Source organism: Clostridium ljungdahlii, assembly GCF_001636845.1.
Lineage (GTDB): Bacteria > Bacillota > Clostridia > Clostridiales > Clostridiaceae > Clostridium_B > Clostridium_B ljungdahlii_A.
Window position 1 is genome coordinate 16,324 of sequence record NZ_LITT01000009.1, and the last position, 23,715, is coordinate 40,038.

21 protein-coding genes and 4 pseudogenes are annotated in these 23,715 nt (G+C 30.0%); 19 read left to right on the plus strand and 6 right to left on the minus strand.

The features are described 5' to 3' along the window. Positions 1 to 15: 15 nt before the first annotated feature. The 5 genes and pseudogenes from WY13_RS04635 to WY13_RS04660 all read left to right on the plus strand — a co-directional run bounded on the left by WY13_RS04635 (position 16) and on the right by WY13_RS04660 (position 5,262). Positions 16 to 861 (plus strand): hypothetical protein, encoded by an 846-nt coding sequence (locus WY13_RS04635; RefSeq protein WP_063554541.1) that lies wholly within the window; start codon positions 16 to 18, stop codon positions 859 to 861. 580 nt (positions 862 to 1,441) lie between these two features. Beyond that, entirely contained in the window at positions 1,442 to 1,621 is a 180-nt protein-coding gene (locus tag WY13_RS04645; RefSeq protein ID WP_063554543.1) for a hypothetical protein, read from the plus strand. A 175-nt stretch (positions 1,622 to 1,796) separates the two neighbouring features. Beyond that, positions 1,797 to 3,843 (plus strand): annotated as a pseudogene (locus tag WY13_RS04650) (thioredoxin domain-containing protein). Positions 3,844 to 3,965: 122 nt separating this feature from the next. After that, the gene (locus tag WY13_RS04655) at positions 3,966 to 4,385 is read left to right on the plus strand and encodes a DUF2935 domain-containing protein (protein ID WP_063554545.1); all 420 of its coding nucleotides are present in this window, start codon (positions 3,966 to 3,968) and stop codon (positions 4,383 to 4,385) included. 181 nt (positions 4,386 to 4,566) lie between these two features. Then, positions 4,567 to 5,262: a manganese catalase family protein gene (locus tag WY13_RS04660; protein ID WP_063554546.1), complete on the plus strand. Its 696-nt coding sequence runs from the start codon at positions 4,567 to 4,569 to the stop codon at positions 5,260 to 5,262. A 170-nt stretch (positions 5,263 to 5,432) separates the two neighbouring features. On the opposite strand, the gene WY13_RS04665 is transcribed toward WY13_RS04660, so the two are convergent. From WY13_RS04665 to WY13_RS04675, 3 genes are all read right to left on the minus strand, one after another. Next, the gene (locus WY13_RS04665; protein ID WP_063554547.1) at positions 5,433 to 7,295 is read right to left on the minus strand and encodes a sensor domain-containing protein; all 1,863 of its coding nucleotides are present in this window, start codon (positions 7,293 to 7,295) and stop codon (positions 5,433 to 5,435) included. A gap of 334 nt (positions 7,296 to 7,629) precedes the next feature. Beyond that, positions 7,630 to 9,084: a cell wall-binding repeat-containing protein gene (locus WY13_RS04670; RefSeq protein ID WP_063554548.1), complete on the minus strand. Its 1,455-nt coding sequence runs from the start codon at positions 9,082 to 9,084 to the stop codon at positions 7,630 to 7,632. A 452-nt stretch (positions 9,085 to 9,536) separates the two neighbouring features. Further along, complete coding sequence (locus WY13_RS04675) at positions 9,537 to 10,400, minus strand: DMT family transporter (RefSeq protein ID WP_242866327.1); 864 nt, start codon at positions 10,398 to 10,400, stop codon at positions 9,537 to 9,539. Positions 10,401 to 10,546: 146 nt separating this feature from the next. Between WY13_RS04675 and WY13_RS04680 the strand changes: the two genes are divergently transcribed. Together WY13_RS04680 and WY13_RS04685 are read left to right on the plus strand one after the other, a co-directional pair. After that, the gene (locus WY13_RS04680) at positions 10,547 to 11,533 is read left to right on the plus strand and encodes a sulfide/dihydroorotate dehydrogenase-like FAD/NAD-binding protein (RefSeq protein WP_063554549.1); all 987 of its coding nucleotides are present in this window, start codon (positions 10,547 to 10,549) and stop codon (positions 11,531 to 11,533) included. Between the two features lie 13 nt (positions 11,534 to 11,546). After that, positions 11,547 to 11,804: pseudogene (locus WY13_RS04685) on the plus strand (FAD-dependent oxidoreductase); the annotation flags it as partial. Between the two features lie 134 nt (positions 11,805 to 11,938). On the opposite strand, the gene WY13_RS04690 reads toward WY13_RS04685, so the two are convergent. The 3 genes from WY13_RS04690 to WY13_RS20850 all read right to left on the minus strand — a co-directional run bounded on the left by WY13_RS04690 (position 11,939) and on the right by WY13_RS20850 (position 13,058). Continuing rightward, positions 11,939 to 12,661 carry a hypothetical protein gene (locus WY13_RS04690; protein WP_063554551.1) on the minus strand — a complete coding sequence of 241 codons (723 nt, stop codon included), beginning with the start codon at positions 12,659 to 12,661 and terminating at the stop codon, positions 11,939 to 11,941. 16 nt (positions 12,662 to 12,677) lie between these two features. Continuing rightward, a complete protein-coding gene (locus WY13_RS22045) occupies positions 12,678 to 12,803 on the minus strand; it encodes a hypothetical protein (protein WP_013238508.1) in 126 nt (41 codons plus the stop codon). 81 nt (positions 12,804 to 12,884) lie between these two features. Next, positions 12,885 to 13,058, minus strand: a complete 174-nt coding sequence (locus tag WY13_RS20850) for a hypothetical protein (protein ID WP_156498962.1) — start codon at positions 13,056 to 13,058, stop codon at positions 12,885 to 12,887. A gap of 168 nt (positions 13,059 to 13,226) precedes the next feature. Here WY13_RS20850 and WY13_RS04695 point away from each other — a divergent pair, with 168 nt between their 5' ends. From WY13_RS04695 to WY13_RS04750, 12 genes and pseudogenes are all read left to right on the plus strand, one after another. Next, on the plus strand, positions 13,227 to 14,861 hold the full coding sequence (locus tag WY13_RS04695; protein WP_063554552.1) for a recombinase family protein: 1,635 nt from the start codon (positions 13,227 to 13,229) through the stop codon (positions 14,859 to 14,861). Positions 14,862 to 14,882: 21 nt separating this feature from the next. Next, positions 14,883 to 15,914, plus strand: a pseudogene (locus tag WY13_RS04700) (FAD-dependent oxidoreductase); the annotation flags it as partial. A 238-nt stretch (positions 15,915 to 16,152) separates the two neighbouring features. Continuing rightward, on the plus strand, positions 16,153 to 16,377 hold the full coding sequence (locus WY13_RS04705) for a helix-turn-helix domain-containing protein (RefSeq protein ID WP_063554554.1): 225 nt from the start codon (positions 16,153 to 16,155) through the stop codon (positions 16,375 to 16,377). Between the two features lie 215 nt (positions 16,378 to 16,592). Beyond that, positions 16,593 to 16,895, plus strand: a complete 303-nt coding sequence (locus WY13_RS04710; RefSeq protein ID WP_063554555.1) for a hypothetical protein — start codon at positions 16,593 to 16,595, stop codon at positions 16,893 to 16,895. Between the two features lie 36 nt (positions 16,896 to 16,931). Beyond that, complete coding sequence (locus WY13_RS04715; RefSeq protein ID WP_063554556.1) at positions 16,932 to 17,312, plus strand: hypothetical protein; 381 nt, start codon at positions 16,932 to 16,934, stop codon at positions 17,310 to 17,312. Between the two features lie 247 nt (positions 17,313 to 17,559). After that, positions 17,560 to 17,724, plus strand: a pseudogene (locus tag WY13_RS04720) (FAD-dependent oxidoreductase); the annotation flags it as partial. A 94-nt stretch (positions 17,725 to 17,818) separates the two neighbouring features. Beyond that, positions 17,819 to 18,019 (plus strand): helix-turn-helix transcriptional regulator, encoded by a 201-nt coding sequence (locus WY13_RS04725; RefSeq protein WP_063554558.1) that lies wholly within the window; start codon positions 17,819 to 17,821, stop codon positions 18,017 to 18,019. Between the two features lie 4 nt (positions 18,020 to 18,023). Then, a complete protein-coding gene (locus WY13_RS04730; protein WP_063554559.1) occupies positions 18,024 to 18,443 on the plus strand; it encodes a hypothetical protein in 420 nt (139 codons plus the stop codon). A gap of 230 nt (positions 18,444 to 18,673) precedes the next feature. Next, a complete protein-coding gene (locus WY13_RS04735) occupies positions 18,674 to 19,840 on the plus strand; it encodes an iron-containing alcohol dehydrogenase (protein WP_063554560.1) in 1,167 nt (388 codons plus the stop codon). A 147-nt stretch (positions 19,841 to 19,987) separates the two neighbouring features. Then, positions 19,988 to 21,463 carry a spore germination protein gene (locus tag WY13_RS04740; RefSeq protein ID WP_063554561.1) on the plus strand — a complete coding sequence of 492 codons (1,476 nt, stop codon included), beginning with the start codon at positions 19,988 to 19,990 and terminating at the stop codon, positions 21,461 to 21,463. After that, the gene (locus WY13_RS04745; RefSeq protein WP_063554562.1) at positions 21,460 to 22,554 is read left to right on the plus strand and encodes a GerAB/ArcD/ProY family transporter; all 1,095 of its coding nucleotides are present in this window, start codon (positions 21,460 to 21,462) and stop codon (positions 22,552 to 22,554) included. The genes WY13_RS04740 and WY13_RS04745 overlap by 4 nt, the downstream gene beginning before the upstream one ends. After that, on the plus strand, positions 22,532 to 23,668 hold the full coding sequence (locus WY13_RS04750) for a Ger(x)C family spore germination protein (RefSeq protein WP_347459136.1): 1,137 nt from the start codon (positions 22,532 to 22,534) through the stop codon (positions 23,666 to 23,668). Before WY13_RS04745 ends, WY13_RS04750 begins: the two co-directional genes overlap by 23 nt. Positions 23,669 to 23,715: the final 47 nt, after the last annotated feature.

A 23,715-nucleotide genomic window follows, 5' to 3' on the forward strand; every position in this document is an offset into this window, starting at 1 on the left:
ATAGAGGATATATAAATGATAAGAGATGAACAATATTTTATTGATGAATTAAAAAAAAATGATGCGTATGAAATTTTTATGGATATTGCAAAATGTAGTGCAGAATACATAGTAAAATATAGATTGGTTACCGTTAGTGAAGTGGATATGGAAATTGTTTATAAAACCATTGAAAAAAATAACATATTAAAAAGTAAAAAACTTATAGAAAACAATATAAATAGACTTGTAGCATTGGGATTAGTAGAATATATAACTGAAGATAAAAATCCTTACAAAAACAATGCAACAGATGATAAAGATATTGATAGAGGTTTATTCTATACAAAAAAGCAAATTAATACAGAAAGTAGTCAAATTAGATTAACAACTGATATGCAAGTATCTGGGAGCAACGTATACCGTAAGATATGTTTAGATAAAGAAGAAGAGAAATCACTTGAAGAATCTGCAAAGGAAATTAAAGATTGTTTTGAATCGGCATTTGAAGAATTTCTTGCTCCACACCAAGACGAGATAAATAATATGCAAACGAAATTTACAAGTGAGATGGAGAAGGCTGAAAAAACTTATGAAAATATACAAAAAAATCTTGATGATAATATTATTAAAAATATTCAAGTTTTATCAATATTTGCAGGGATAATTGCAATATTGTTTTCAAATATTATTGCAATTAAAGAGTTGGCAAACAACGGAATTAAGACCATTGTCATATTAAATTTATCTATTATTAGTGCTTTATTTTTTATGATAGTTTTAACCAGGTTGGTTATTATAAATAGAGATAAAAAGAGCATGTATATTTGTATAATTCTTTTTGCACTAATATTTGTAGTATTACTTATACTTATAGGATAAATTTTAATAAAAGTTATATTATTTTTGCAATATTTTTATTTAATGATTCCACTATAAAAGCCAAACAATTTACTAAAACACTGTATTATCCAAAATTGAATGTTACGGTTTTTATGTCACAAAACAAATATATTGTCAATAAATACAAAATAAAAATTCTTTTTTATTTATCATTATATAAAATTATTCCACACTTAAAGTTGCATACCTTAAATTTTAAAGCAAAAAAGAAGGAGCTAATTGCTCCTATGCAGTAAATTTAATTGTATCTTTAATAATTAAATTAGGAAATGTCATGCTAAGTTTCTTTACAAGACTAGAGTTGTCAGCACTTCCAAGTATACTTGATATACTTGTGTTTTGTGTACTATTGGGACTCCTATAGCAATTATTGTACTATCATTTTATTTATTATTTTTTCATACCCTTTATGTCACAATATTTCTGATTTTTCTATACACCTTTTGAAAGATAAAAACATAATTTCAGAAGGGGTTGGAAATAGAAATGATCATAATAATTTATTTAGCAATTAGCATAAAAAGTAACGAGGGCTATGCAAATATGGACGTGACTTTCAATGTGTGATAGCAAATATGTTAGGGAATATACAGAAAAACGAATTATAAATGGTTTTGAACTTACAATTACAGTTAAAGCCACTAGACCGTCCAATGAATCCCTAAGCAGAAGTTTCAATATAATGGCACGAATAGTAAAAGAACTAGAACAAGAAAAGCAAACACAAAAAAAGGATTGAGGATTATTCCCCAGTCCTTCTTTTGTTTTGAGTGCTAAAGCCTGTTATATTCCACTACCTGTAATCAGATTAACCATATCCAGTAACTTATTTATTACATCCTTTATTTTGTAAGACTGAAAATACTTTATCTTGGATATACTATGTCTGTAAATAAAATAAAGGAGGTGGTCTTATGGCAATTACAAGCACGCCCAATAGATTAATAAATGAGAAATCCCCATACTTGCTTCAACATGCACACAATCCAGTAAATTGGTATCCTTGGGGAGATGAAGCATTTAACAAGGCAAAATCAGAAGATAAGCCTATATTCTTATCTATTGGGTATAGCTGAATATTACCACAAACGCACATGTCACTGGTGCCATGTAATGGAAAAAGAGAGCTTTGAGGACACAGAGGTAGCTGAAATGCTAAATGATAGTTTCATATCCATAAAAGTAGACAGAGAAGAAAGGCCTGATATAGACAGTATTTATATGGATGTATGTCAGTCCATCACTGGAAGCGGCGGATGGCCCCTTACAATTATCATGACACCTGATCAAAAGCCTTTTTTTGCAGGTACCTATTTCCCCAAAAATAGTAGAGATGCACTCATGGGGTTAATGTCTATTTTAGACTACATTAAAAAGGCATGGAAAAATAATAGAAGTGAACTTTTAAATGCCAGCACACAAATATTAGATTTCCTAAAAAATTCAAAAGAAATCTCTAATGAAACCATTAATGAAGATATCTTTCAAAAAACTTTTTCAAATTTCAAATATGATTTTGACCCTACATATGGAGGCTTTGGAGACTTTCCCAAATTTCCATCAGCACATAACTTGCTTTTTCTGCTCAGATATTTTTACAAAACCAAAGATTCCTCTGCTTTAGAAATGGTGGAAAAAACATTGGACTGCATGAGAAAAGGCGGAATATATGACCATATAGGTTTTGGATTCAGCCGCTATTCTGTAGATAGAAAATGGCTCGTTCCACATTTTGAAAAAATGCTCTATGACAATGCGCTCTTAATTATAGCCTATATTGAAACCTTTCAAACTACAGGTAATAAAAAATACTGTAAAACAGCAGAAGAAATACTGAGTTATGTATTAAGGGACATGACTTCAAATGAAGGTGGGTTTTACTCTGCAGAAGATGCTGATTCTGAAGGTGAAGAAGGTAAATTTTACGTCTGGTCAGAAGAAGAAATAAAAGATATACTTCAAGAAGAAGATGGCAGCAAGTTTTGTTCTTATTTTAATGTAACAAAAGGTGGAAACTTCGAAGGCAAAAATATTTTGAACCTAATAAATAGTTCTATTCCAGAAGATGATATGCAATTTGTAGAAAACTGCAGAGAAAAATTATTTGCTGAAAGAGAAAAAAGAATACATCCTTATAAAGATGATAAAATTTTAACCTCCTGGAACGGTCTTATGATTGCTGCTATGTCAATAGCTGGCAGAGTCTTAAACAACTCCAAATATACTAAAGTTGCCAAAAAAGCTGTAGACTTTATTTATAAGAACTTAGTTAGATCCGACGGCCGTCTCCTTGCAAGATATCGTGATGGAGAAGCTTCTTTTTTAGCCTATCTAGATGATTACTCCTTTTTAATATGGGGACTTATAGAATTATATGAAACAACCTACAGCACAGATTATCTAAAAAAAGCACTGGAACTCAATGAAGATTTATTAAAACTTTTCTGGGATAAAGAAAATGGAGGCTTCTTCCTATATGGAAATGACGGTGAGAAGTTAATTACAAGGCCAAAGGAAATACACGATAGTGCCCTTCCCTCTGGTAATTCCGTAGCCGCACTAAATTTGCTGCGATTGTCCCATCTAACAAGCAGTTATGATTTTGAAGATAAAGCCAAACAATTATTTGAAGCTTTTTCAAAGGAAATAAATGGTTTCCCAAGAGTATGCTCATTTTCTCTTATAGCACTTTTATTTTCAAAATCACCTATAAGGCAAATTATTGTATCTGCAGGCAGTAACATTGAAGAAGGAAAACAAGTAATTCATATGATAAATGAGAACTTTAATCCTTTTACAATTTCAATTTTGTACTGCAATTTAAATAAAGACTTAAGCACTATTTCCCCTATTATAGAAAACTATATAGACATCAACAATAAAACTACCACATACATTTGTGAAAACTTTACCTGCAAAAAACCTATAACAGACATTAATTTATTAAAGAAAATATTATAAACAAACAGGCATATAAAACTTACAAATTTATGTGCCTGTTTAAAAATAATTTTATTATGGTAACCTTTTCATAATAGCCTGCATATTATATTATTATGTATAATTTTATCAGGAGGTAACTCATGTATTGCTACACTTACATGAATCAATTTACTTGCGTTTTCAATGAACTTCAACTGTGGTCTCATATTTCAAGTGATCATCCAATTTTTCTCAAGACTGTAGCTTCCCTTTCTAATATTAAACTACCAAGACCTATAGTAGATGGCTTAAATAACCTTCACAATGCATTTTTAAAATTATATAACAATGCAGTTCAGCTAAAAAAGTCTACAAGCACCAATCCTGCTCAATATACTATGCATATAAAAAAATTAATTGATGGATTCATATATTACGATACCCGTGCCCTATCTTTTTATCCCCAATTGCTTACTTTAGCAAAAGCAAATAAAGCTTGGCAGGAACTAGTTAGACACATAATTAATGAACAAGCCTTTATGCTTGAGCTATTTAAAAATTTAAGACAGCAAATAAAATAACCTTTTAAATACAATTCCTAACATATCAATCAAAAATGCCAAGAACCTTTTTATTCAATCTTTTCCTTTAGTTTTTTGTATATTGAAATCACATCAACTATAAAATGTATTATATGTGTTCATTTTGTAAAAACTAAATTAGATTCATAAATTACAAAATGAAGGAGAGGTTGATATACTAATGTTTAAACATGAGAAGCCACTTTTAAAAGAAGTTAAGGTAGAAAAACCCAATCCACAATATGCAGTACTAATGCAAGAACAATTAGGTGGTGGAAATGGTGAACTTAAGGCTGCCATGCAGTACTTATCCCAGAGTTTTAGAGTAAATGATCCTGCAATAAAGGATTTATTTTTAGATATTGGTTCAGAAGAACTCAGCCATATGGAAATGGTTGCACAGACTGTAAATTTGTTGAACGGTCATTCAGTTGATTTTAATTCAGTAGGTAGTGGAGAAATTGAAACTCACGTATTAGGTGGATTAGCACCAGTATTAATGAACTCTTCTGGAGAACCATGGACTGCAAATTATGTAACCGTTACAGGAGATCTTGTGGCAGACTTGCTTTCAAATATAGCATCTGAACAAAGGGCAAAAGTAGTATACGAATACTTATATCGTCAAGTCAATGATAAATATGTACGTGAGACAATAAATTTCTTACTAGAACGTGAAGAAGCTCACAATGCACTATTTAGAGAGGCACTAAATAAAGTTAAAGATACAGGTTCAAATAAGGATTTTGGTGTAACTCAAGATTCCAAATTGTATTTTGACCTTTCAACACCAGGTAGATACTATGGAGACCCTAATCCTACAGAACCTAGCTTTACAAATCCTAAAAAAGATCAGGAATTGGCAGGGAAACATTAATAAATTTATTAAGAAAAGAGCTGTTGCACTAAGAAATTTACATACAACATATTGTTTTATAATTTACTTACCAATACAATATGTTGTAGAATTTATTTTCAGTGTGACAGTCCCTTATTTTTTGTATAACAGCATAATGTGTTTTAAATACAATTATATTTAATTCATGCTTACATATGATTAAACTTACATACTGAATAAACCACACTTTCAATATTTTCTACAGGCATGGGCTTACTAAACAGGTGTCCTTCAACTTTATTACAATTCATAGATCGAAGTATTTCAAATTGTTTTACGAACTCAACTCCTTCAGCAACTACACTTATATTCATCTTGTGAGATAGATTTATTATGCCGTCTACTACAGAACAATCTTTGGAATTAAGATGAATTCGATTAATGAAAAACTTATCAATTTTGAGAGTATTTATAGGAAGTAATCTTAAATAATTTAATGAAGAATAACCTGTCCCAAAATCGTCTAGGGCAATGCCTATTCCAAGTCTTCTCAACTTTTCTAAGGCAGCTATATTAGATTGTAAAGATTGCATAACTTCATTTTCTGTAATTTCAATTTCCAAAAGCTCTGGTGGAAGATTACTTTCATGTAAAACTGTCTCTACCATTTTAAAAAAATTGGGATGTTGTAATTGAACTTTTGAGACATTTATTGATATAATACCAAAATCATATCCTTTATTTAACCATCGTTTATGCTGCTTGCAAGCAGTTTCCAGTGCCCACTTACCAATAGGAACTATTAATGATGTGTCTTTAGCTACGGGAATAAATTCAATTGGAGAAACGAATTCATTTTCCCCAATTTTCCACCTTAGTAGAGCTTCCATAGCCTTGATTCTTCCAGTTTTACAGTCAATTTCAGGTTGGTAATATAACTGAAATTGATTATTTTCTAAAGCACTTCTAAGCCCCTCTTCTAGTTCTGCTTTTCTCGAAACTTCATAAGACATCCTTCTATTATAAAATTTATATATACCTTTACATGAATCCTTTGCTTTATACATAGCTATATCTGAATTTTTCAGTAAAGAATCGGCTGTAGTCCCATCCTGAGGATACATGGCGATGCCTATACTAACACTAATGTGAATTAAATTTTCGTTTATTTTAAATGGTCCTTTAAATGCAAGTATTACTTTATTACAAACTTTTACAACATCATTCTTATCCTTTATGTCATGCTGTATTATCAAAAATTCATCTCCACCTAATCTAAATACAGTATTATCTTCTCCCATAATATTTTTTAATGTATTTGCCACATATTGAAGAAGCTTGTCTCCACATTGATGACCTAAAGTATCATTTACCCTTTTAAAATTATCTAAATCTATAAAAAGTAATGCTCCTTTTTTACTATTTTCACTAGAGTTTTTCAATACATTATCCAGCTTATCTTGAAACATTTTTCTATTAGGAAGATCTGTTAAGCTATCATAATAACCTAGATATTTATTTTTATCCTGTATAAGCTTTTGTTCTGTAATATCAGCAACATAGCCTGCTATTTTTAAAGCTTTTCCTTTTGCATTTCTAATTGCCTTTGCTCTAATAAAAATCCATTTTTTCTTCCCACATTTAGTTGTTAATTTAAACTCGCATTCACAAAAAGGAGTTATCCCTGCTAGGTGATCCTGTAAATAATTTAGCACTATCTTTTTATTTTCATCTGGTAACAATTTTTCTAATATGATTTTAAGATTATCATTCTTGCTAACTTTATACCCAGTAATTTCTTCCCACTTATCTGAAGCGAAAAAGTTATTTTTATCTATGTCATATTCCCAAATAGCAATGTTAGAACTTTCTACAGCTAGTTTATATCTTTGCTCCATTAAATTTCTCTTTTTCATATTTATAAAAAATACAATTATAAATGATAATAGCACTGCAACTATGGTTATTGCAATAAAAAATGCTGTTTGATATCTCCTATAAAAAGAAACATATCCTTCCATTTTCAAATTGTTAATTATGAAAAATAGCTCTTTTTCTAAAGTATTCACCATAAATATAGCACCTTCCGTCTCAAACTGCCTATATTTGCTATTATAGTATTCTATATATCAAAAATCAATACAGGCACTATAATGTAAATATAACAGCTCTAGTATGTCCTATTATACCTAGCTTTCAACACGGTATTGAATACAATATAAAATTAGAATAGTATAAAGTAAACACATACCGATTTAAACATGGTATGTGTTTACTTTTCATTAAATGTTATTTGACTTTTTTAAAGATTTCTTAAAATCATATGTGTATACAACCGGTACAAACAACAGCGTCAATAATGTGGACGTAATTAATCTCCAATAGTTTCCTATATTACAAGATAAATTATTCTACTCCCCAGTTATCAAACTTATCTATGAGCCACCTATTCCCATCATAAACTAAAGTGGCATTGGCATAGGATAACTCTCCATAATAATAACCCTTTAACATAATATCAACTTTATTACCATTATATTTCTTAGAACCTACTTCAGAATCTTCAACAGTGAGTGCAGGTTCTGGATTTCCATATCTCATATAAACTTTACCATCAATATCCTTAAACATAAAATTTATTAGAGTATTTACAAAATCATTCGTATAATAGTTGTTCAATCCATAGTTTTGATTTAAATATTTACTTATGGAATTGTATTCCCCCATGTTATCTGTTACGGGAGCATAGCTTACACCTGATACATCCACATAGGAGTTTCCATCTACATTAATTTTTAATATTTTCTTAAAGGCATCATCACCCTGAAGCAGCAATTTTTTAGCATCCTCATCTGAAATAACAGTTTTGCCCTCTAAAGCATTCTGTACATCTTCACTTACAGCTCCAGTGCCGCCTACTAAAATAACTTTTTCATAGTTGCATCCATCCAAGTATTGTTTTTGATCTGATATGCCAACTCCATCTGTTAATATTATGGGTGCATTGTTTTTTGCGGCCAGTGCACCTGCAGATAACGCATCAGGAAAATTCTCACCACTTGCAATGACAGCTTCATTTGAAGCTTGATTAAAGTATTTACATACATCTAAGGATGTATCATATCTGTTCATGCCCCCTATTCTTATTATGCTATTGCTATTGAGTGATGGGACAATTTCTTTTAACTGACTTACTATATTACCTGCTACTGATGATTCTCCCCCAATAATAAATACTTTAGATGGCTCTATACTTTTCAGTGTTTCTTTTGTTTCATCAGCTAAGTTAAATGAATCAGTCATGATAATAGGGTATCTTTTTGACGCAGCAATACTTGAAACACTTAAAGCATCTGCAAATCCAAAAGCATTTACTACAACCACTGGAGTACCTTTTTCTGTCATTAAATATCTGTCAATTGTAAAATTTGTATCAAATCTATCTCTTCCCCCTAATCTTTTAACGCTGCTGTATCCTAATGAATTAAAATAACTCTCAAAATTTTTACTTACAGATGATTTTCCTCCTAATATATAGATAGTTCCTACTTTATCTAACTTATTTTTTATAAAGTTAATAGACTCTCCACTAGAACTTACATCTTTTCCTACTAACAATATAGGAGCATTTTCCTTTCTTGAAAGCACAGATCCTGCTAAAGCATCTGGAAAATTATCCCCACTTGCAATAATTACATTTTCCAATTTGTCGCTACTAAAACTATTTGCTATATTTGCAGATGTTTCATATCTATTTGCCCCTCTTATTCTACTTACACCATAAGCAGTTTTAGCATATACAAATTCTCCTCCACATGTTGATATAACTATTGAAATTATGAAAGCTATGATTTTCTTCACTAATATACCCCCTATTTTTAATATATTACTATTTATAGTATTTACATATTAAAAAAATTACAGCAGAATATTTAATTATTAGTTATAATTATAGTCATATAACTATATACTATATATTGTTCCAATAAAAGTATGTATTTCGAAATAATTTAGTTGACATATTCCGTTTAATAGAATATAATTAAATTTAATGAGTAAAAGGAGGCGGTAATTTGAAGAAGAAAAATATATTAATAACACCTGATGTTATTGAAGAATGTCTAAGTGAATCTCTAGATACTATCGAAAAGAAAGCTTGTTCTTACAGTAAAAAACAAAAATCTTTAAAATAATTTTCATATCTAAATGTTCTTTTCCATTAATATACTTTATCTATTAATGCATGAATCTCAATTTTCAGTCTGAAATAGTTATCATAGTCACCTAATATGACTGTGATAACTAAATAAAAATCAATCTATTTTTTTAATACTATAAACGGCATAAATGACAAATGCTGCTCCAAAAATTTGAAGTAGTGTTAAAGGTTCCTTTAAAATAAAAAAGGAAAGAAACATAGCTGTAGGTATTTCTAAATTACCTATTATTGAAACTTTTAAAGATCCAATATGTTTAATTGCCGCGTAAAGCAAAGTTAAAGGTATTATCTCACAAAACACTCCTAATATTACAATGCAAACAATTAATTTTCCGTTCAAATCCTGTCTAAACACTTCCACTGGAAATTTAAGAATTATTAAAGATAAAAATGAAAAAATAATGGAGTAAAAGTTAACTGAAAGTGGATTTAATTTATCCATTTTTTTCTCCGTATATATATTCATAAAAGCATAAAATACTGCTGCTAGAATTCCATACATAAAACCTTTTGTTGAAAAGGCCTTTATCCCCTGGTTAAGACCCAAAGCTAAAAAACAACCTATAAAAGTTGCAATAAGAGCAAAAATTTTATTAAAACCTACCTGCATTTTTTGAAATACTACTGAATAAATAAAAACCATAGCAGGATATGTATAAAGCAGTATGGTAACCATTGAAACGTCAAGATAATTAAAAGCCATGTAATAGAAAATAGTCATAAAAGTATTACCCACTATGCCAAGAACTGCTGTGTGATATAAATCCTTTTTTCCTATTTTTAAAGCCTTACTATCTATTATAAGTATGCCTAGAAACATAATTGGAATTGACATCATATATTGAAGTGTCAATATATTTATAGAATTTGCCCCTTCTGAGAAAGCAATTTTTATTATGATTCCGCAAGTTCCAAATAATATGGCAGACAATACGGAATATATGTATCCTTTTTTCAACAGAACACCCCTATCTGAGTAATTAAATTTAGCAGTCAATGTTTTTATTTTAACATAGTTTTTCATTTTAAAGTAACAAAAATCATTCTGAAAAATAATCTAATATTGTACATAGTTTTATAATAATATCAACGGAGGTTATTTACATGTATTGTATTGATGCAGGAAGTGACTATTGTCCATGCCACCTGGCAGAGACTCTTGACTGTATATTATGCTCTCAACTTTCCGGTGAAGAGTTTTGCCAATGCAAAGACTGGTGTGGAGTTTGTATATATGAACAATATATTTCCAATGGTAAAAAAGCAAAAAATTTAAGAAAAACTTATGATTGTCCTATATTAGACAAAAAAGTAGCTGAAGATTCTCTTTGCATGTTTACTTTAGAAGGACCAGAAAACCTAGTAAGAGAATTATCTAATGCTGGAAGCTTTGTATTTTTAAGGAATAAGGAAAGTGTAAATTATTACGATGTACCAATTTCCATTATAAACGCTGATAAAACAAACAATACTCTAGATGTTGCAATAAAATCAAGCGGCACAAAAACTAAAGCTCTTTTTAAATTAAATAAAGGAGATAAAATACTTCTTAGAGGACCGTTTTCAAACGGAATAATGGGACTTTCAAATGTTTCTAATGCTAAAGATGGTATATCATTAATTATAGCTCGAGGCATAGGAATTGCTCCTTCTATTCCAGTTATGAAAAAATTATATTCCAATAAGAACAAGGTTATATCTATTATTGACACACAATTTAAAGAAAATTTTTATGAGGATTATTTTAAAGAATGCAAATCAAAAGTGTTAGATTGCACTATATTAGACGAGGGAAATCTATCTGAGAAATTCAAATTAATTTTGGAAAAAATTCTCCGGGAAAATTCCATAAACTTAGTACACTGTGGAGGCCCGGATATAATGAGTTATGAAATTATAGATTTTATAGATAAAATGAACAATTCAAAAAACAAATTCATAAATTTTTCCTGCTGCAATAATTCCAAAATGAGCTGCGGTGAAGGAATATGTGCAAGCTGCACCAAACACTATGATGGTGACATAGTTAGAAGACTATGCAAGGTGCAGATGGATCCAAGAGATTTATTTAAAGGTAGAAGATTATTATAGGGGGTATTTTTTTATGAAAATAATAGTAATTGGCTCAGGATGGTCCGGATGCTCCGCAGCTTTATCTGCCAAAAAAGCAGGTGCTGATGTAGTTGTATATGAAAAAACAGACATGGTACTTGGCCTAGGAAATGTAGGAGGAATAATGAGAAATAACGGCAGATACACTGCTGCAGAAGAAATCACTGCACTTGGAGCAGGAGATCTAATAAGCATCACAGACAGTCTTACTAGACACAAAAACCTGGATTTTCCCGGTCATAAGCATGCTCCGTTTATAGTATTGCGACCTTATTAAAAGCTTTAACTTTTTAATTCAAATAAAAGCAACATGTCAAAACGTCATCTTTCTAGGATGTTTCGACATGTTTACAATAAGTATCCATCTAATTTCAAGAACTCTGTTTATTTGGCCGTACTTAAAATTCGAGCACCTTTAACATTTACCTGACAATTCATACATAACATTTTTCCAAATTTTTTATTGCTATAATCTGCTACTTTTTCCGATATGATGTTTCCACACTTTTCGCAGTGAAGCTCATTTTTATTTATTACGTCTTTATTGTCTATAGTAACTGTTTTATTCTGATCACCACCAGCTTTTCCTAAAGAATATCTTAATCTATAATAATTATCTTGAATTTCCAACTGATTGATTTCCCTATTCTTGTTGTATCCTATTGACTTAACTTGAAAATGTACCCTTGGTGACAGAGTAACTTTTCCATCTTTTTCAGCAAATTCTCCCTGCTGTAAACTAATCCATATAAAAGGAGCTGTATAAAGTTCTCTTCCTATTCCAATATTAAATCCTGCCCTTTTAAAACTGTCACTAGCTTGACCCTTTTCTTTTTCCGTATAACTTTCCACTCCCACATCTTGCTTTCTAATCCACTGTTTCTTTTCATCATCCCAAATATCTATATTACAAAATAATCTTCCATTTATAAGTTCATGAGTTCTTTTCCACCCTGTCATTCCAAACGTTTCATCAAGTATTTTCATATCAACTCTTGCATCCTTATATAAGAGCAAAACACATCCTACACCGTTTGCAGTTTTCTTTAAGCTCTGTACTCTTATTTCAATTTCATCTGCTTTTAAAAGCCGTACCTCCTTATTCATATTGCTGCACCTCCTTTTAAATATATATCCATACTATTAAAGGATTTTTCTTATCTATAATATACTTTATAGTTCTAAACTCTTTTAACTGTTTATCTCTCTGCTCTATATTTTCAAATCTCATTTTAGTTTTGTTTTCCATCTTATACCTCCTCCGAAGGTACACTCATTTTTTCATATTCTTAATTTTAGTTTGAATGGTTTTCAATATGTCTATACTTATTTATTTATTCCATGTTTGTCTTTCTTTTAATGTTTTTATGAGTTCATCTATTTGTTCAACACGTAATTCGCTTATAAGTGCTCTTGCAAAAGCTCTTGCCTTTCTTGTTTCCAGTTCATCCATTATTTTAGGGTCTTTTGAATAATGCATTCTTACTTTTATTGGCTTGGCCATAAAATAACATCTCCCAGTTATTTTTTAAGCATATTTACCTACAATATTATATTCACATCAACTTATTGTGTGATGAAAATTTTTAATTTAAAAAGGAATAAAAAGTTAATTAAGCCCATGTAATTTAATATAAGACTATATTAATTTTTGAGGATGTGATTTTAAAAAATGATAGCAGCTGTATACAGCAGAAAATCCACATTTACATGCAAAGGTGAGTCTATAGAAAATCAGGTACAAATATGTAAAGAATACGCAAAGAATAATTTGAAAATAAGCAGTTTTATAATATATGAAGATGAAGGTTTTTCTGGCGGCAATACAAATAGGCCTAGATTTCAAGAACTTTTAAAGGATGCTAAAAAAGAAAAATTTAATTTTTTAATATGCTACAGATTAGACAGGATTAGTAGAAATGTTGCTGATTTTTCTACTACATTAGAATTATTACAGAAACACAATATATCTTTTGTAAGTGTAAAAGAGCAGTTTGATACAAGTACACCTATAGGTAAAGCCATGGTATATATAGCTTCTGTATTTGCACAGTTAGAGCGGGAAACTATTGCAGAACGTGTTCGAGATAATATGTTAGAACTTGCAAAATCCGGCCGCTGGCTTGGAGGTCAAACTCCCCTTGGTTTCAATTCTAAGAAAGTAACTTATTATAACTCTGAAATGAAACAAAAATTTATGCATAAACTTTCTCCTATAAAAAAAGAATTGGATAAAGTTAAATTGATATATAGTAAATACATGGAATTTGGTTCTATATCCTTAGTTCTTAAATATTTGCTTACTAATAGCATAAAAGGAAAAAATGGTGGAGACTTTTCATCTATGTCAATAAATGATATTCTTAGAAATCCCGTTTATGTCAAATCAGACGATTCGGTTTTTAAATATTTAAAGGGCTTAAGTATAACTACCTGCGGCATACCTAATGGCAATGGAATTATTACATATAATAAACGCAATTCAAAATATATAACTAGAAATACAAATAAGTGGATTGCTGCAGTTGCCAAGCATAAAGGAATTATTGAAAGTACTACCTGGCTAGAAGTACAATTTCAATTAGATAAAAATAAGAGAAAATCTAATCCAAGACAGGGAACCTCTAAAAAATCTTTGTTATCTGGAATATTAAAATGTGCTTTGTGCGGTGCACCAATGCGTGTCTCTTACGGAAGGTCTAAGAAAAATGGGAATGGAAGAATTTACTATTATGTATGTACAATGAAAGCCCATTCTGGAAAAAGCAGATGTGCTAACCCTAATGCCAACGGTCCAAAAATTGAAAAAGCTATTACTGAAAATATAAAAAAACTAAACATAAATAAGCTTTTAAAAGAACTACAATGTCATAAAAATGAATCAAGCTCCTCTATTAAAAACAACTTTACTGAAATGTTAAAAAAAGAAATCGAAGATAAAAATAATCAAATGAACACATTATTGCAGCAATTATCAAATATAAATGCAGCTAACTCCCCTGCTTCTGAATTTATCCTAAATAAAATAGAAAACTTAGCAAAAGCAATAAAAGATTTAAATTTGAAATTAGACAAGTCTAAAAGTATCGAAGAAGAAAATATGTATAGAAAGATAAATCTAGATATAATAGAGAAAAACTTAGAAGATTTTAATTCATCCTTCTCCCTAATAAAAGATGTATCAATCAAAAGGCACATCTTAGAAAACATAATTGACAAAATCTACTGGAATGGTAATACAGGTGATATTGATGTTTACCTATGGGGAAGTGAAAAAACACACAAGCTTCATCCTAATATTTTCTAAGCCTGCTGCAATACTATAAACCATGTTCATGCTTGGCTCTATGATGTAAATAAAATCGAACCAGCTGTTAGAAAATATATTTTAAGTAAAGATATAAAATTAAAACTAATATCAAGAGTAGTGGATGTAAAAATGGAAGGTACTAAAATAAAAGGCATATATACCTCAAATGGAGATTATGAAGAAGCAGATGCCTTTGTTGAGACTACAGGTTCCACAGGTCCTATGGGAAACTGTATAAAATATGGTAATGGTTGCTCCATGTGCATACTTAGATGCCCTTCCTTCGGACCTAGGATAAGCATAAGCAAATGTGCTGGAGTAGAAGATCTTCACGGCGAGAGATTAGATGGAACTTACGGAGCTTTCAGCGGTTCCTGTAAACTTGCCAAAGATACTATAGATAAAAATCTCTTGCATGAAATTGAAGAAAAAGGTGCAGTAGTACTTAAAGTTCCAGAAGAAGATATAAATATGGATAAATTAAAGGCTAAAGTATGCCAGCAGTATGCTTTAAAAGAATTTGCACAAAATGTAATACTTCTAGATACAGGCCACGTAAAGTTAATGACATCCTATTATCCTTTAGAAAAGTTGCGTAAAATACGAGGACTAGAGAATGTCAAATTCATAGATCCATATTCTGGGGGTAAAGGAAATTCTATAAGATATCTTTCCATAGCACCCGTTTCTGTAGACTTAAAAGTAAATGGCATAGATAATTTATTTTGCGGTGGAGAGAAAAGTGGTCTCTTTGTAGGTCACACAGAAGCTATATGTACAGGATCCCTTGCCGGTCATAATGCAGTAAGATGTGCACTCAATATTCCTACTCTAACACTTCCAACTAATACAGCTATTGGAGATATCATAAGCTATGCAACTTCTAAAATACACACTAAAGAAGGAAGAAAAAACAGATATACTTTTGCTGGTGCAGAATTTTTTAACAGAATGAAAGAAAAAGGTCTATATTCCATAGACAGAGAAGAAATACAAAATAGAATTAAAAATACTGGTCTTTCAAATATATTTAATAAAAAATTAGTTTAATAGCTCTAAGTAGGCTTCTAAACAAAAAATAAACTTATGCTGCGAATATTTTACAACCACAAGCACGGTTAAATATTTCTACGCATAAGTTTATTTTTTAGTTAAAAACAGTACTTACGCAGGATGATTTAATTATATATGATACATTTCGTATCTATGTTTATATCATAGTTGCTTTTTGTATTATTTGTTCGTTTTTGTATCATTTTTTGATAATATAAAAGTGAGGTGTATTTAAATGGATATATCACATAATTTAAAAAAACTCAGATCGGAAAAAGGATTAACACAAATAGAATTAAGTAAAAATTTGAACATTAATAGGGCAACTTATGCTCATTACGAAACAGGAAGAAGAGAACCCGATATAGAAACCCTAAAATTATTTTCCGATTATTTCAATGTATCAGTAAATTATTTAATGGGACTTACAAACATACGTAACCCCTTCATCACAAAATAGTACTTCATCATCACAAAGCAATACCCCAAATACTCCACAAACATCAAATACAAATCAAGAACAAAAAGTTACAAGTAAACAACAAAGTTCAAGCACTAATACAGACGACAGTACTATAGCATATTATGTTTCAAATAGTAACACATAAATTGCTTCTCAATAAAATATAATTTCATGATATAATGTTATTACATATAAAGAAAGGATCTATTATTATGGATAATGTTGAAAAATTATTACAACAGATACTTGACTCTCAGAATAAAACTAACGAGAGACTTAATAAACTTGAATCAAAATTTGATGCACTCGAATCTCAAACATCAGAAAGCACTCAAATTCTTAAAGCTCTTGAACACAGTTCAGAAGTACATAAAGTTGAAATAGATAATTTAACTCATACCGTTGCTGAGATATCTGGTGATGTAAAATCAATTAAATCTGCCGTAACTAAAGGTCAAAAGGCTTATGACTACCTTGAGAATTTCAATAAGTTCTCTTCATCTGAAAATCAATAAATAGAATAAAATATTTTACCTTAAAGGAGAATAATTATGGAAAATGATAAAATATTTGAACTCATGACTAAAATGTATGCTGAAATGCAGCAAGGGTTTAAGAAGATTGACGAGAGATTTAATGGTGTTAACAATCGAATTGATGGTATAGACAAAAGAATTGATGGACTAGAAAAAAAGGTTGATAAAAACACTATATTACTTGAAAGACAGGGTAAAGACATACAATTGTTAGCTGAATGTCATAAAAATCTATCAGAACAAATGGATCGTAAATTTGAAGAAGTAAATAAAACTATAGATAGGAATTACTCTCTCCATAACAGAGCTATTAAAGATATTTCACAAACCTCAAGTAAAGGTGAAAAAGCTTATGATTTTATAAAAGAACTCTCTAATAAAAACTTTGGCAACTGATCTATGTTTTAAACATATAAGATATTTTCTTATATGTTTTTTAGTTTTACATACAAAAACTTCTATTTAAGGAGGTACACAGCACATGAAAATAGCAATACACTCAAGGAAATCGAAATTTACTGGCAAAGATGATAGAATAGAGAACCTAGTACAAATGTGCCGGGAACCTTGATATAAAGTTCTGGGGCAGTAAAAAAAATGACTTTTCTAAAGATGTATGACCACTTGCATTTTGCTAAAACGATCAGAAGCTATATGTACAGGATCCCTTGCCGGTCATAATGCAGTAAGATGTGCACTCAATATTCCTACTCTAACACTTCCAACTAATACAGCTATTGGAGATATCATAAGCTATGCAACTTCTAAAATACACACTAAAGAAGGAAGAAAAAACAGATATTTATATATAATATTGTAAAGTTAGTTTGACACTAAATGTAAAGTCAACTATACTATAATTGTAAAGCATGCTATACATTTGGGAGGTGAATCCTCAAAATATGGAAAATAAAATTAGGGAGCTTCGGAAAGAAAGAAAAATCACACAAGAAGAATTAGCAGATTTCTGCAATGTAACAAGACAAACAATAATATCACTGGAAAATGGTAAATATAATCCATCTATTTTTCTTGCTTATAAGATAGCAAAGATATTTAATATGACAATTGAACAAGTATTTATTTTTGAAGAGGAGGAATAGTTTTATGAATCATGCTAAAAGAAATCTTATATACTTTATATTTCAAACTATTTTCGGTATTATTGCACTTCTACTTTTTCTGTTTGGACATTTTACAGACAATCACAGTAAAGAGATGCTTTCAGGAATTGGTATTGCTTTTACAATTGCAGGAATAATCGGAATTATCACCAACATAAAATTGTTAAAAGATCCTAAAAAAGCAGCAAAAATTGAAATGGCGCAAACAGAGGAACGTACACAGTTCATAAAAGCAAAGACAAAATCTTTTGTTTACACTATAATGATTTACCTTGAATCAGCAGTTATTGTTGTAACTGGACTTTTAGGATTTAGAACAATTTGTATTACATTTTCAACCATTGTGCTTTTAAAAGTTATATTGAGTATCCTCTTTTCCAGCTACTATATGAAGAAATACTAACCATAAAAATATACAGTTTTACTTTATAATACGGTATATTTTTATTTTCTACTCCACATAATAAAAATATACTTATCAATAGTTTAAGATTTACAAAGGTATGCGTTCTAAAATATTACAAAATATTACCTAGACTGATTTGCATAATCCAGATAAGTATAGTATAATCAGCTAGATAATATTTTAACAATCTTTTAAAAATACTTTATGTACTTACAAGGAGGATAAAAATGGCAAGATTTACTTTACCAAGAGACATTTATTTTGGAGAAAATTCATTAGAGACCTTGAAAGACCTAGATGGAAAAAAAGCTGTTATTGTCGTAGGTGGAGGATCCATGAAAAGATTTGGATTCCTTGATAAGGTAGTAGACTACTTGAAAGAAGCAGGTATTGAATCAAAATTAATAGAAGGCGTTGAACCAGATCCATCTGTAGAAACTGTTATGAATGGCGCTAAACTAATGAGAGAGTATGAGCCAGATTTAATAGTATCAATAGGTGGAGGTTCTCCAATTGATGCAGCAAAAGCTATGTGGATATTCTATGAATATCCTGAGTTTACTTTTAAAGAGGCTGTAGTTCCTTTTGGTCTTCCCAAATTAAGACAAAAAGCAACATTTATAGCTATACCTTCTACAAGTGGTACTGCAACAGAAGTAACGGCATTTTCTGTAATAACAGACTATAAAGCTAAAATTAAATATCCTTTAGCTGACTTCAATTTAACACCAGATATAGCTATAATTGATCCAGCATTAGCTCAAACAATGCCGCCTAAATTAACTGCACATACCGGAATGGATGCACTTACCCATGCTATTGAAGCATATGTTGCAGGACTTCATTCAGTTTTCTCCGATCCTCTTGCTATTCAAGCTATAGTTATGGTACATCAATATTTAATTAAATCTTACAATGAAGATAAAGAAGCTAGAAATCAAATGCATTTAGCTCAATGTTTAGCTGGAATGGCATTTTCAAATGCACTTCTTGGAATAACTCACAGTTTAGCACATAAAACAGGTGCAGTATTCCATATTCCTCATGGATGTGCCAATGCAATATATCTTCCTTATGTTATAGATTTCAATAAAAAAGCTTGTGCGCCAAGATATGCTGAAATAGCTAGGAGTCTTAAACTTCCAGGAAATACTGATGATGAATTAGTAGATTCATTAACCAACATGATTAAAGATATGAACAAGAGTATGGATATTCCTTTAACATTAAAAGATTATGGAGTAGATGAAAAAGAATTTAAAGATAGTGAAGATTTTATAGCCCACAATGCCGTATTAGATGCCTGCACTGGATCAAATCCTAGAAGTATAAATGATGCTGAAATGAAAAAGTTGTTAGAATACATCTATTATGGTAAAAAGGTTGATTTTTAATCTACTTTGTTCTATAAAAAACAGGAAGCTTAAAGACTTCCTGTTTTTTTGTACAATTTTTTAGAGGGTATCCTCATGAGTAATCATGGGATAAATTTTTTAAAAAAGAGCATACTAATTATATTATTGATGCGGAGGTGAATAAACATGCAGAACACAGAAACCGCAATTGATTCTAACATTGATAATATAAAAAATTTAGTTGGTAACAAATCTGAATTAGTAATAAAATACATATTTATTGGGGATAAGAATAGTTTAACAGCTGCTGTTATATATTTGAATGCCCAAACAGATAAAAATATTATAGATAGGGATATACTAAATCCTCTAATGCTTCACGTACATGAAGATATATCAACTATTCAAAATGTGGATGACTATTTATGCAAAAAGTATATTGCTGCAAGTAATACAAGTATAGAGACTGATATAAATATGCTTCCAGATAGTATAAATAGCGGTAAAACTATAATAGTACTTAATGGCATTTCAAATTTTATTGTAATAGATACTTCAGGTGGTACTTACAGGCAAATTTCTGAACCAGTTAGCGACGTGTCATTAAGAGGCCCAAGAGAAGGATTTGTAGAAAATATTGAAACAAATATAAGCATATTAAGAAGAAGAATAAAAGATAAAAAGCTAACTTTACATAAATTTAAATTAGGGAGAAGAAGTCAAAGTAATTTTGTAATAGCGTATATTGAAGATATAGTTGACAAAGACTTTTTGCAGAGTATAGAAGAAAAAATAAGTAAAATAGATAAGGATTTTGTAGCCACAAATAGTACAATTGAACAGCTCATAGAAGAACACACGTACAGTGTTTTTCCTCAAACTATAGGATCTGAAAGACCAGATATAATAGAAGCTGCGCTAGTGGAAGGGAGGATAGCCTTTTTATTAGAAGGAACCCCCTACGTTACAACTTATCCAACTACATTTATAGAATTTTTTCAAACACCCGAAGATTATTATGGAAGAACAATTCAGGCATTTTTTATAAGAATAATAAGATTTATAGCTGCTTTTATAGTAATAACTGTTCCTGCAATTTATATAACTTTTGTTAAGTTCAATGCTGAACTCATACCTGTTGAATTTATAGAGTCACTCGTTCAAGCTAGAAAGGGAATAGCTCTAACACCTTTTATGTCATTTTTGGCTATGAATTTAACTATAGAGTTTTTAAGAGAAGGCGGTTTAAGACTTCCTGGTAAAATTGGCCAAACCCTTAGTGTAGTTGGGGGTATTATTATCGGAGATGCTGCTATTAAAGCTAAAATAGTAAGTTCTTCTACATTATTTGTTGCTGGTATTTCTACTGTATCCTCTTTTGTAATATCAAATTATCAAATGTCCATTGCAATAAGGTTTCTTGCTTATCCCATGCTTATACTTTCAAATTGGCTTGGTGTGCTTGGAATAATTATAGGATGGTTTTTTATATTGTCTTATCTCTGCTCCCTTGAAAACTTTGGAGTACCTTATTTTGAATTCAATAAAAGCGATATGAAAGATACTTTTATAAGAGCACCCATTAAAGATATGATTAAACGGCCTAAAATTATACCTAATATAAATCCTATAAGGCAGCATTTTAGGGGGAAAAATAAATGAATAAAACTCAAAATACATTTATAACATCAAGTGAATTTACATTTTTTTTACTTTCATCTTTTATTGGTATTGGAATTTTATATTTACCTAACTCTGCCATAAAAGATGCCAAACAAGACGGATGGATAGGCTGCATAATAGGTGCAGTATATCCCCTATATATATTAATATTAGCAAATTACACCTGTAACAAATTCCCCAATAATGACATATTCACACTTAGTAAAAAATCTCTTGGAAAAATCTTAGGTAGTATCTTGAATTTTATATTTATAACATTTTTTATATTCATAGCAACTACAGAACTTGCAGGCCTAGCTAATGCATTTAAAGTATATACCACACCATTTTTAAAAAATTATCAAATATTTTTGCCTGTACTAACTGTTGCAGCTTACACAGCTTATAAAGGTATGAAACCCTTAGGTAGATTATGTAAAATAATTTTCTATTTAGCTCTAATACTACTTTTGGTACCTGTTGCAACTTTAAAATATGGAACTTATTTAAACCTGATGCCTGTATTTGGTTCAGGTTTTAAAAATATATTAATATCTTCAAAAGAAACAGCTTTTTTTTACTGCGGTGCTGAAATTGTTTTTTTTATTTACCCCTTCCTTGAAGATAAGAGCAAATTACTAAAATGTGGAATAACAAGCACTGTAATTACTATGTCTGCTTATACGTGGTTTGTTTTTTTAGCTATATATTATTTGGGTATTGAAATTTCACCTAAGTTCTTATGGCCAATATTAACATTAGCTGATAGTATAAATATACCTATTATCAATAGTTTTAGGTATATATTTATATCATTGTGGGCATTGGTAGTATTGAGATGCCTATCTATTTACTATTTTTCATCTTGTTATGGCCTGAATAGGGTCATAAATAAAATATCCACTCAAACATTTACCTTAATTTTATGCCCTATAATCTTATTTTTATCAAGTTTATATGGAGATCCTACTAGAAGAAGGCACTATACAGACATGATAATGTCATTTTATTTGATATACAACTTAATTTATATTTCACTAATAGTAATTTTAATAACTTTCAAAAAAGGTGGTAGTTTTGAAAAAAAATAAATTTTTTATATTGATTTTAATTATATTAATTTTTGTAATATCCTTTATGGGAGCAAAAGGAGAACTTGTTGAAAACCTACAAATACCTGTGGGAGTTGGAGCCGATATAGAAAAAACTTCTTCATATACTTCTTATATTGCACCAATTCTTATGCACTCATTTGAATCTGGTAATAAAATAGTGAGCAATGTACTCACAGGAGAGGGCTCAACTATTGGGAAAACCAGAGAAAATAGGCAGCTAAAATCCAGTAAAAAGTTTTTACTAGGTATTAATAAAATATATATTTTCAGTGAAGAAGCTTCTAGAAATGGAATAAAAAATTTTATAGATATAATTTTTAATAATGCAAATACAAATGACAGGGCATTTTGTGTAGTATGTAAAGGGAAAGTTGAAAATATATTTAAATATAACGTAAAAGGTTATGCTAGTTCTGCAGAATATATTTACGAAATGGTAAAAAATTTAAATCAATTTAATTTTTTCCCTTCACAGTATACCATAATGGATATTATAGTAAGGATAGATGCAGAAGGTAGAAATACATTGCTGCCCTATATAGAAATTACAGGTGATGGAAATAGTGGTGGGGATAACCTACTTAAAACTACAGGTATTGCCATATTTAAGAAAGATAAAATGGTTGCAAAAACAGATATAAAAGAAGCTAGAATCATAAATATTCTAAAAGAAAATAATGTAAAAGGTATTTTAACATTACAGCAAAATTCAAAAAAGTATATAGACTTTTACGCAACATCTAAAAGAAAAGTCAAATGCTATAGAGAAAATGGCAATTACAAATTTATAATAAACTTGGATTTAAAAGGTGATATACTAAATAATGAACTATATGAAAATATGTATAAAGACCCAAAAGATATAAAAGAATTTGAACAAAATACTGAAAAATTAGTAGTAGAAATGTGCAACAGAACCATAAGCCAAATAAAAAACGAATATAAAGTTGATATTTTGGATCTTGGAAGAGTTGCTGCTGCTAAATACGGCAGAGAAACGGGCACAGATTGGAATGAAGTAATAAGCAATTCTGATATACAAGTTAATGTAAAGGTTAAAGTAGATACTCAGGGAAGAGGAAAATATTAAATTTTACACATTTTTATGTTAAATATTGTAAAAAGGAGTATGCTTTA

Excerpts from the sequence above, each read along its gene's own strand:
- WY13_RS04665 (WP_063554547.1), bottom strand. The coding sequence starts at position 7,295 with ATGGTGAATACTTTAGAAAAAGAGCTATTTTTCATAATTAACAATTTG.
- WY13_RS04645 (WP_063554543.1), top strand. The coding sequence starts at position 1,442 with ATGTGTGATAGCAAATATGTTAGGGAATATACAGAAAAACGAATTATA.
- WY13_RS04740 (WP_063554561.1), top strand. The coding sequence starts at position 19,988 with ATGCAGAACACAGAAACCGCAATTGATTCTAACATTGATAATATAAAA.
- WY13_RS04745 (WP_063554562.1), top strand. The coding sequence starts at position 21,460 with ATGAATAAAACTCAAAATACATTTATAACATCAAGTGAATTTACATTT.
- WY13_RS04730 (WP_063554559.1), top strand. The coding sequence starts at position 18,024 with ATGAATCATGCTAAAAGAAATCTTATATACTTTATATTTCAAACTATT.
- WY13_RS20850 (WP_156498962.1), bottom strand. The coding sequence starts at position 13,058 with ATGGCCAAGCCAATAAAAGTAAGAATGCATTATTCAAAAGACCCTAAA.
- WY13_RS04695 (WP_063554552.1), top strand. The coding sequence starts at position 13,227 with ATGATAGCAGCTGTATACAGCAGAAAATCCACATTTACATGCAAAGGT.
- WY13_RS22045 (WP_013238508.1), bottom strand. The coding sequence starts at position 12,803 with ATGGAAAACAAAACTAAAATGAGATTTGAAAATATAGAGCAGAGAGAT.
- WY13_RS04635 (WP_063554541.1), top strand. The coding sequence starts at position 16 with ATGATAAGAGATGAACAATATTTTATTGATGAATTAAAAAAAAATGAT.
- WY13_RS04690 (WP_063554551.1), bottom strand. The coding sequence starts at position 12,661 with ATGAATAAGGAGGTACGGCTTTTAAAAGCAGATGAAATTGAAATAAGA.
- WY13_RS04680 (WP_063554549.1), top strand. The coding sequence starts at position 10,547 with ATGTATTGTATTGATGCAGGAAGTGACTATTGTCCATGCCACCTGGCA.
- WY13_RS04705 (WP_063554554.1), top strand. The coding sequence starts at position 16,153 with ATGGATATATCACATAATTTAAAAAAACTCAGATCGGAAAAAGGATTA.
- WY13_RS04725 (WP_063554558.1), top strand. The coding sequence starts at position 17,819 with ATGGAAAATAAAATTAGGGAGCTTCGGAAAGAAAGAAAAATCACACAA.
- WY13_RS04715 (WP_063554556.1), top strand. The coding sequence starts at position 16,932 with ATGGAAAATGATAAAATATTTGAACTCATGACTAAAATGTATGCTGAA.
- WY13_RS04660 (WP_063554546.1), top strand. The coding sequence starts at position 4,567 with ATGTTTAAACATGAGAAGCCACTTTTAAAAGAAGTTAAGGTAGAAAAA.
- WY13_RS04710 (WP_063554555.1), top strand. The coding sequence starts at position 16,593 with ATGGATAATGTTGAAAAATTATTACAACAGATACTTGACTCTCAGAAT.
- WY13_RS04655 (WP_063554545.1), top strand. The coding sequence starts at position 3,966 with ATGTATTGCTACACTTACATGAATCAATTTACTTGCGTTTTCAATGAA.
- WY13_RS04735 (WP_063554560.1), top strand. The coding sequence starts at position 18,674 with ATGGCAAGATTTACTTTACCAAGAGACATTTATTTTGGAGAAAATTCA.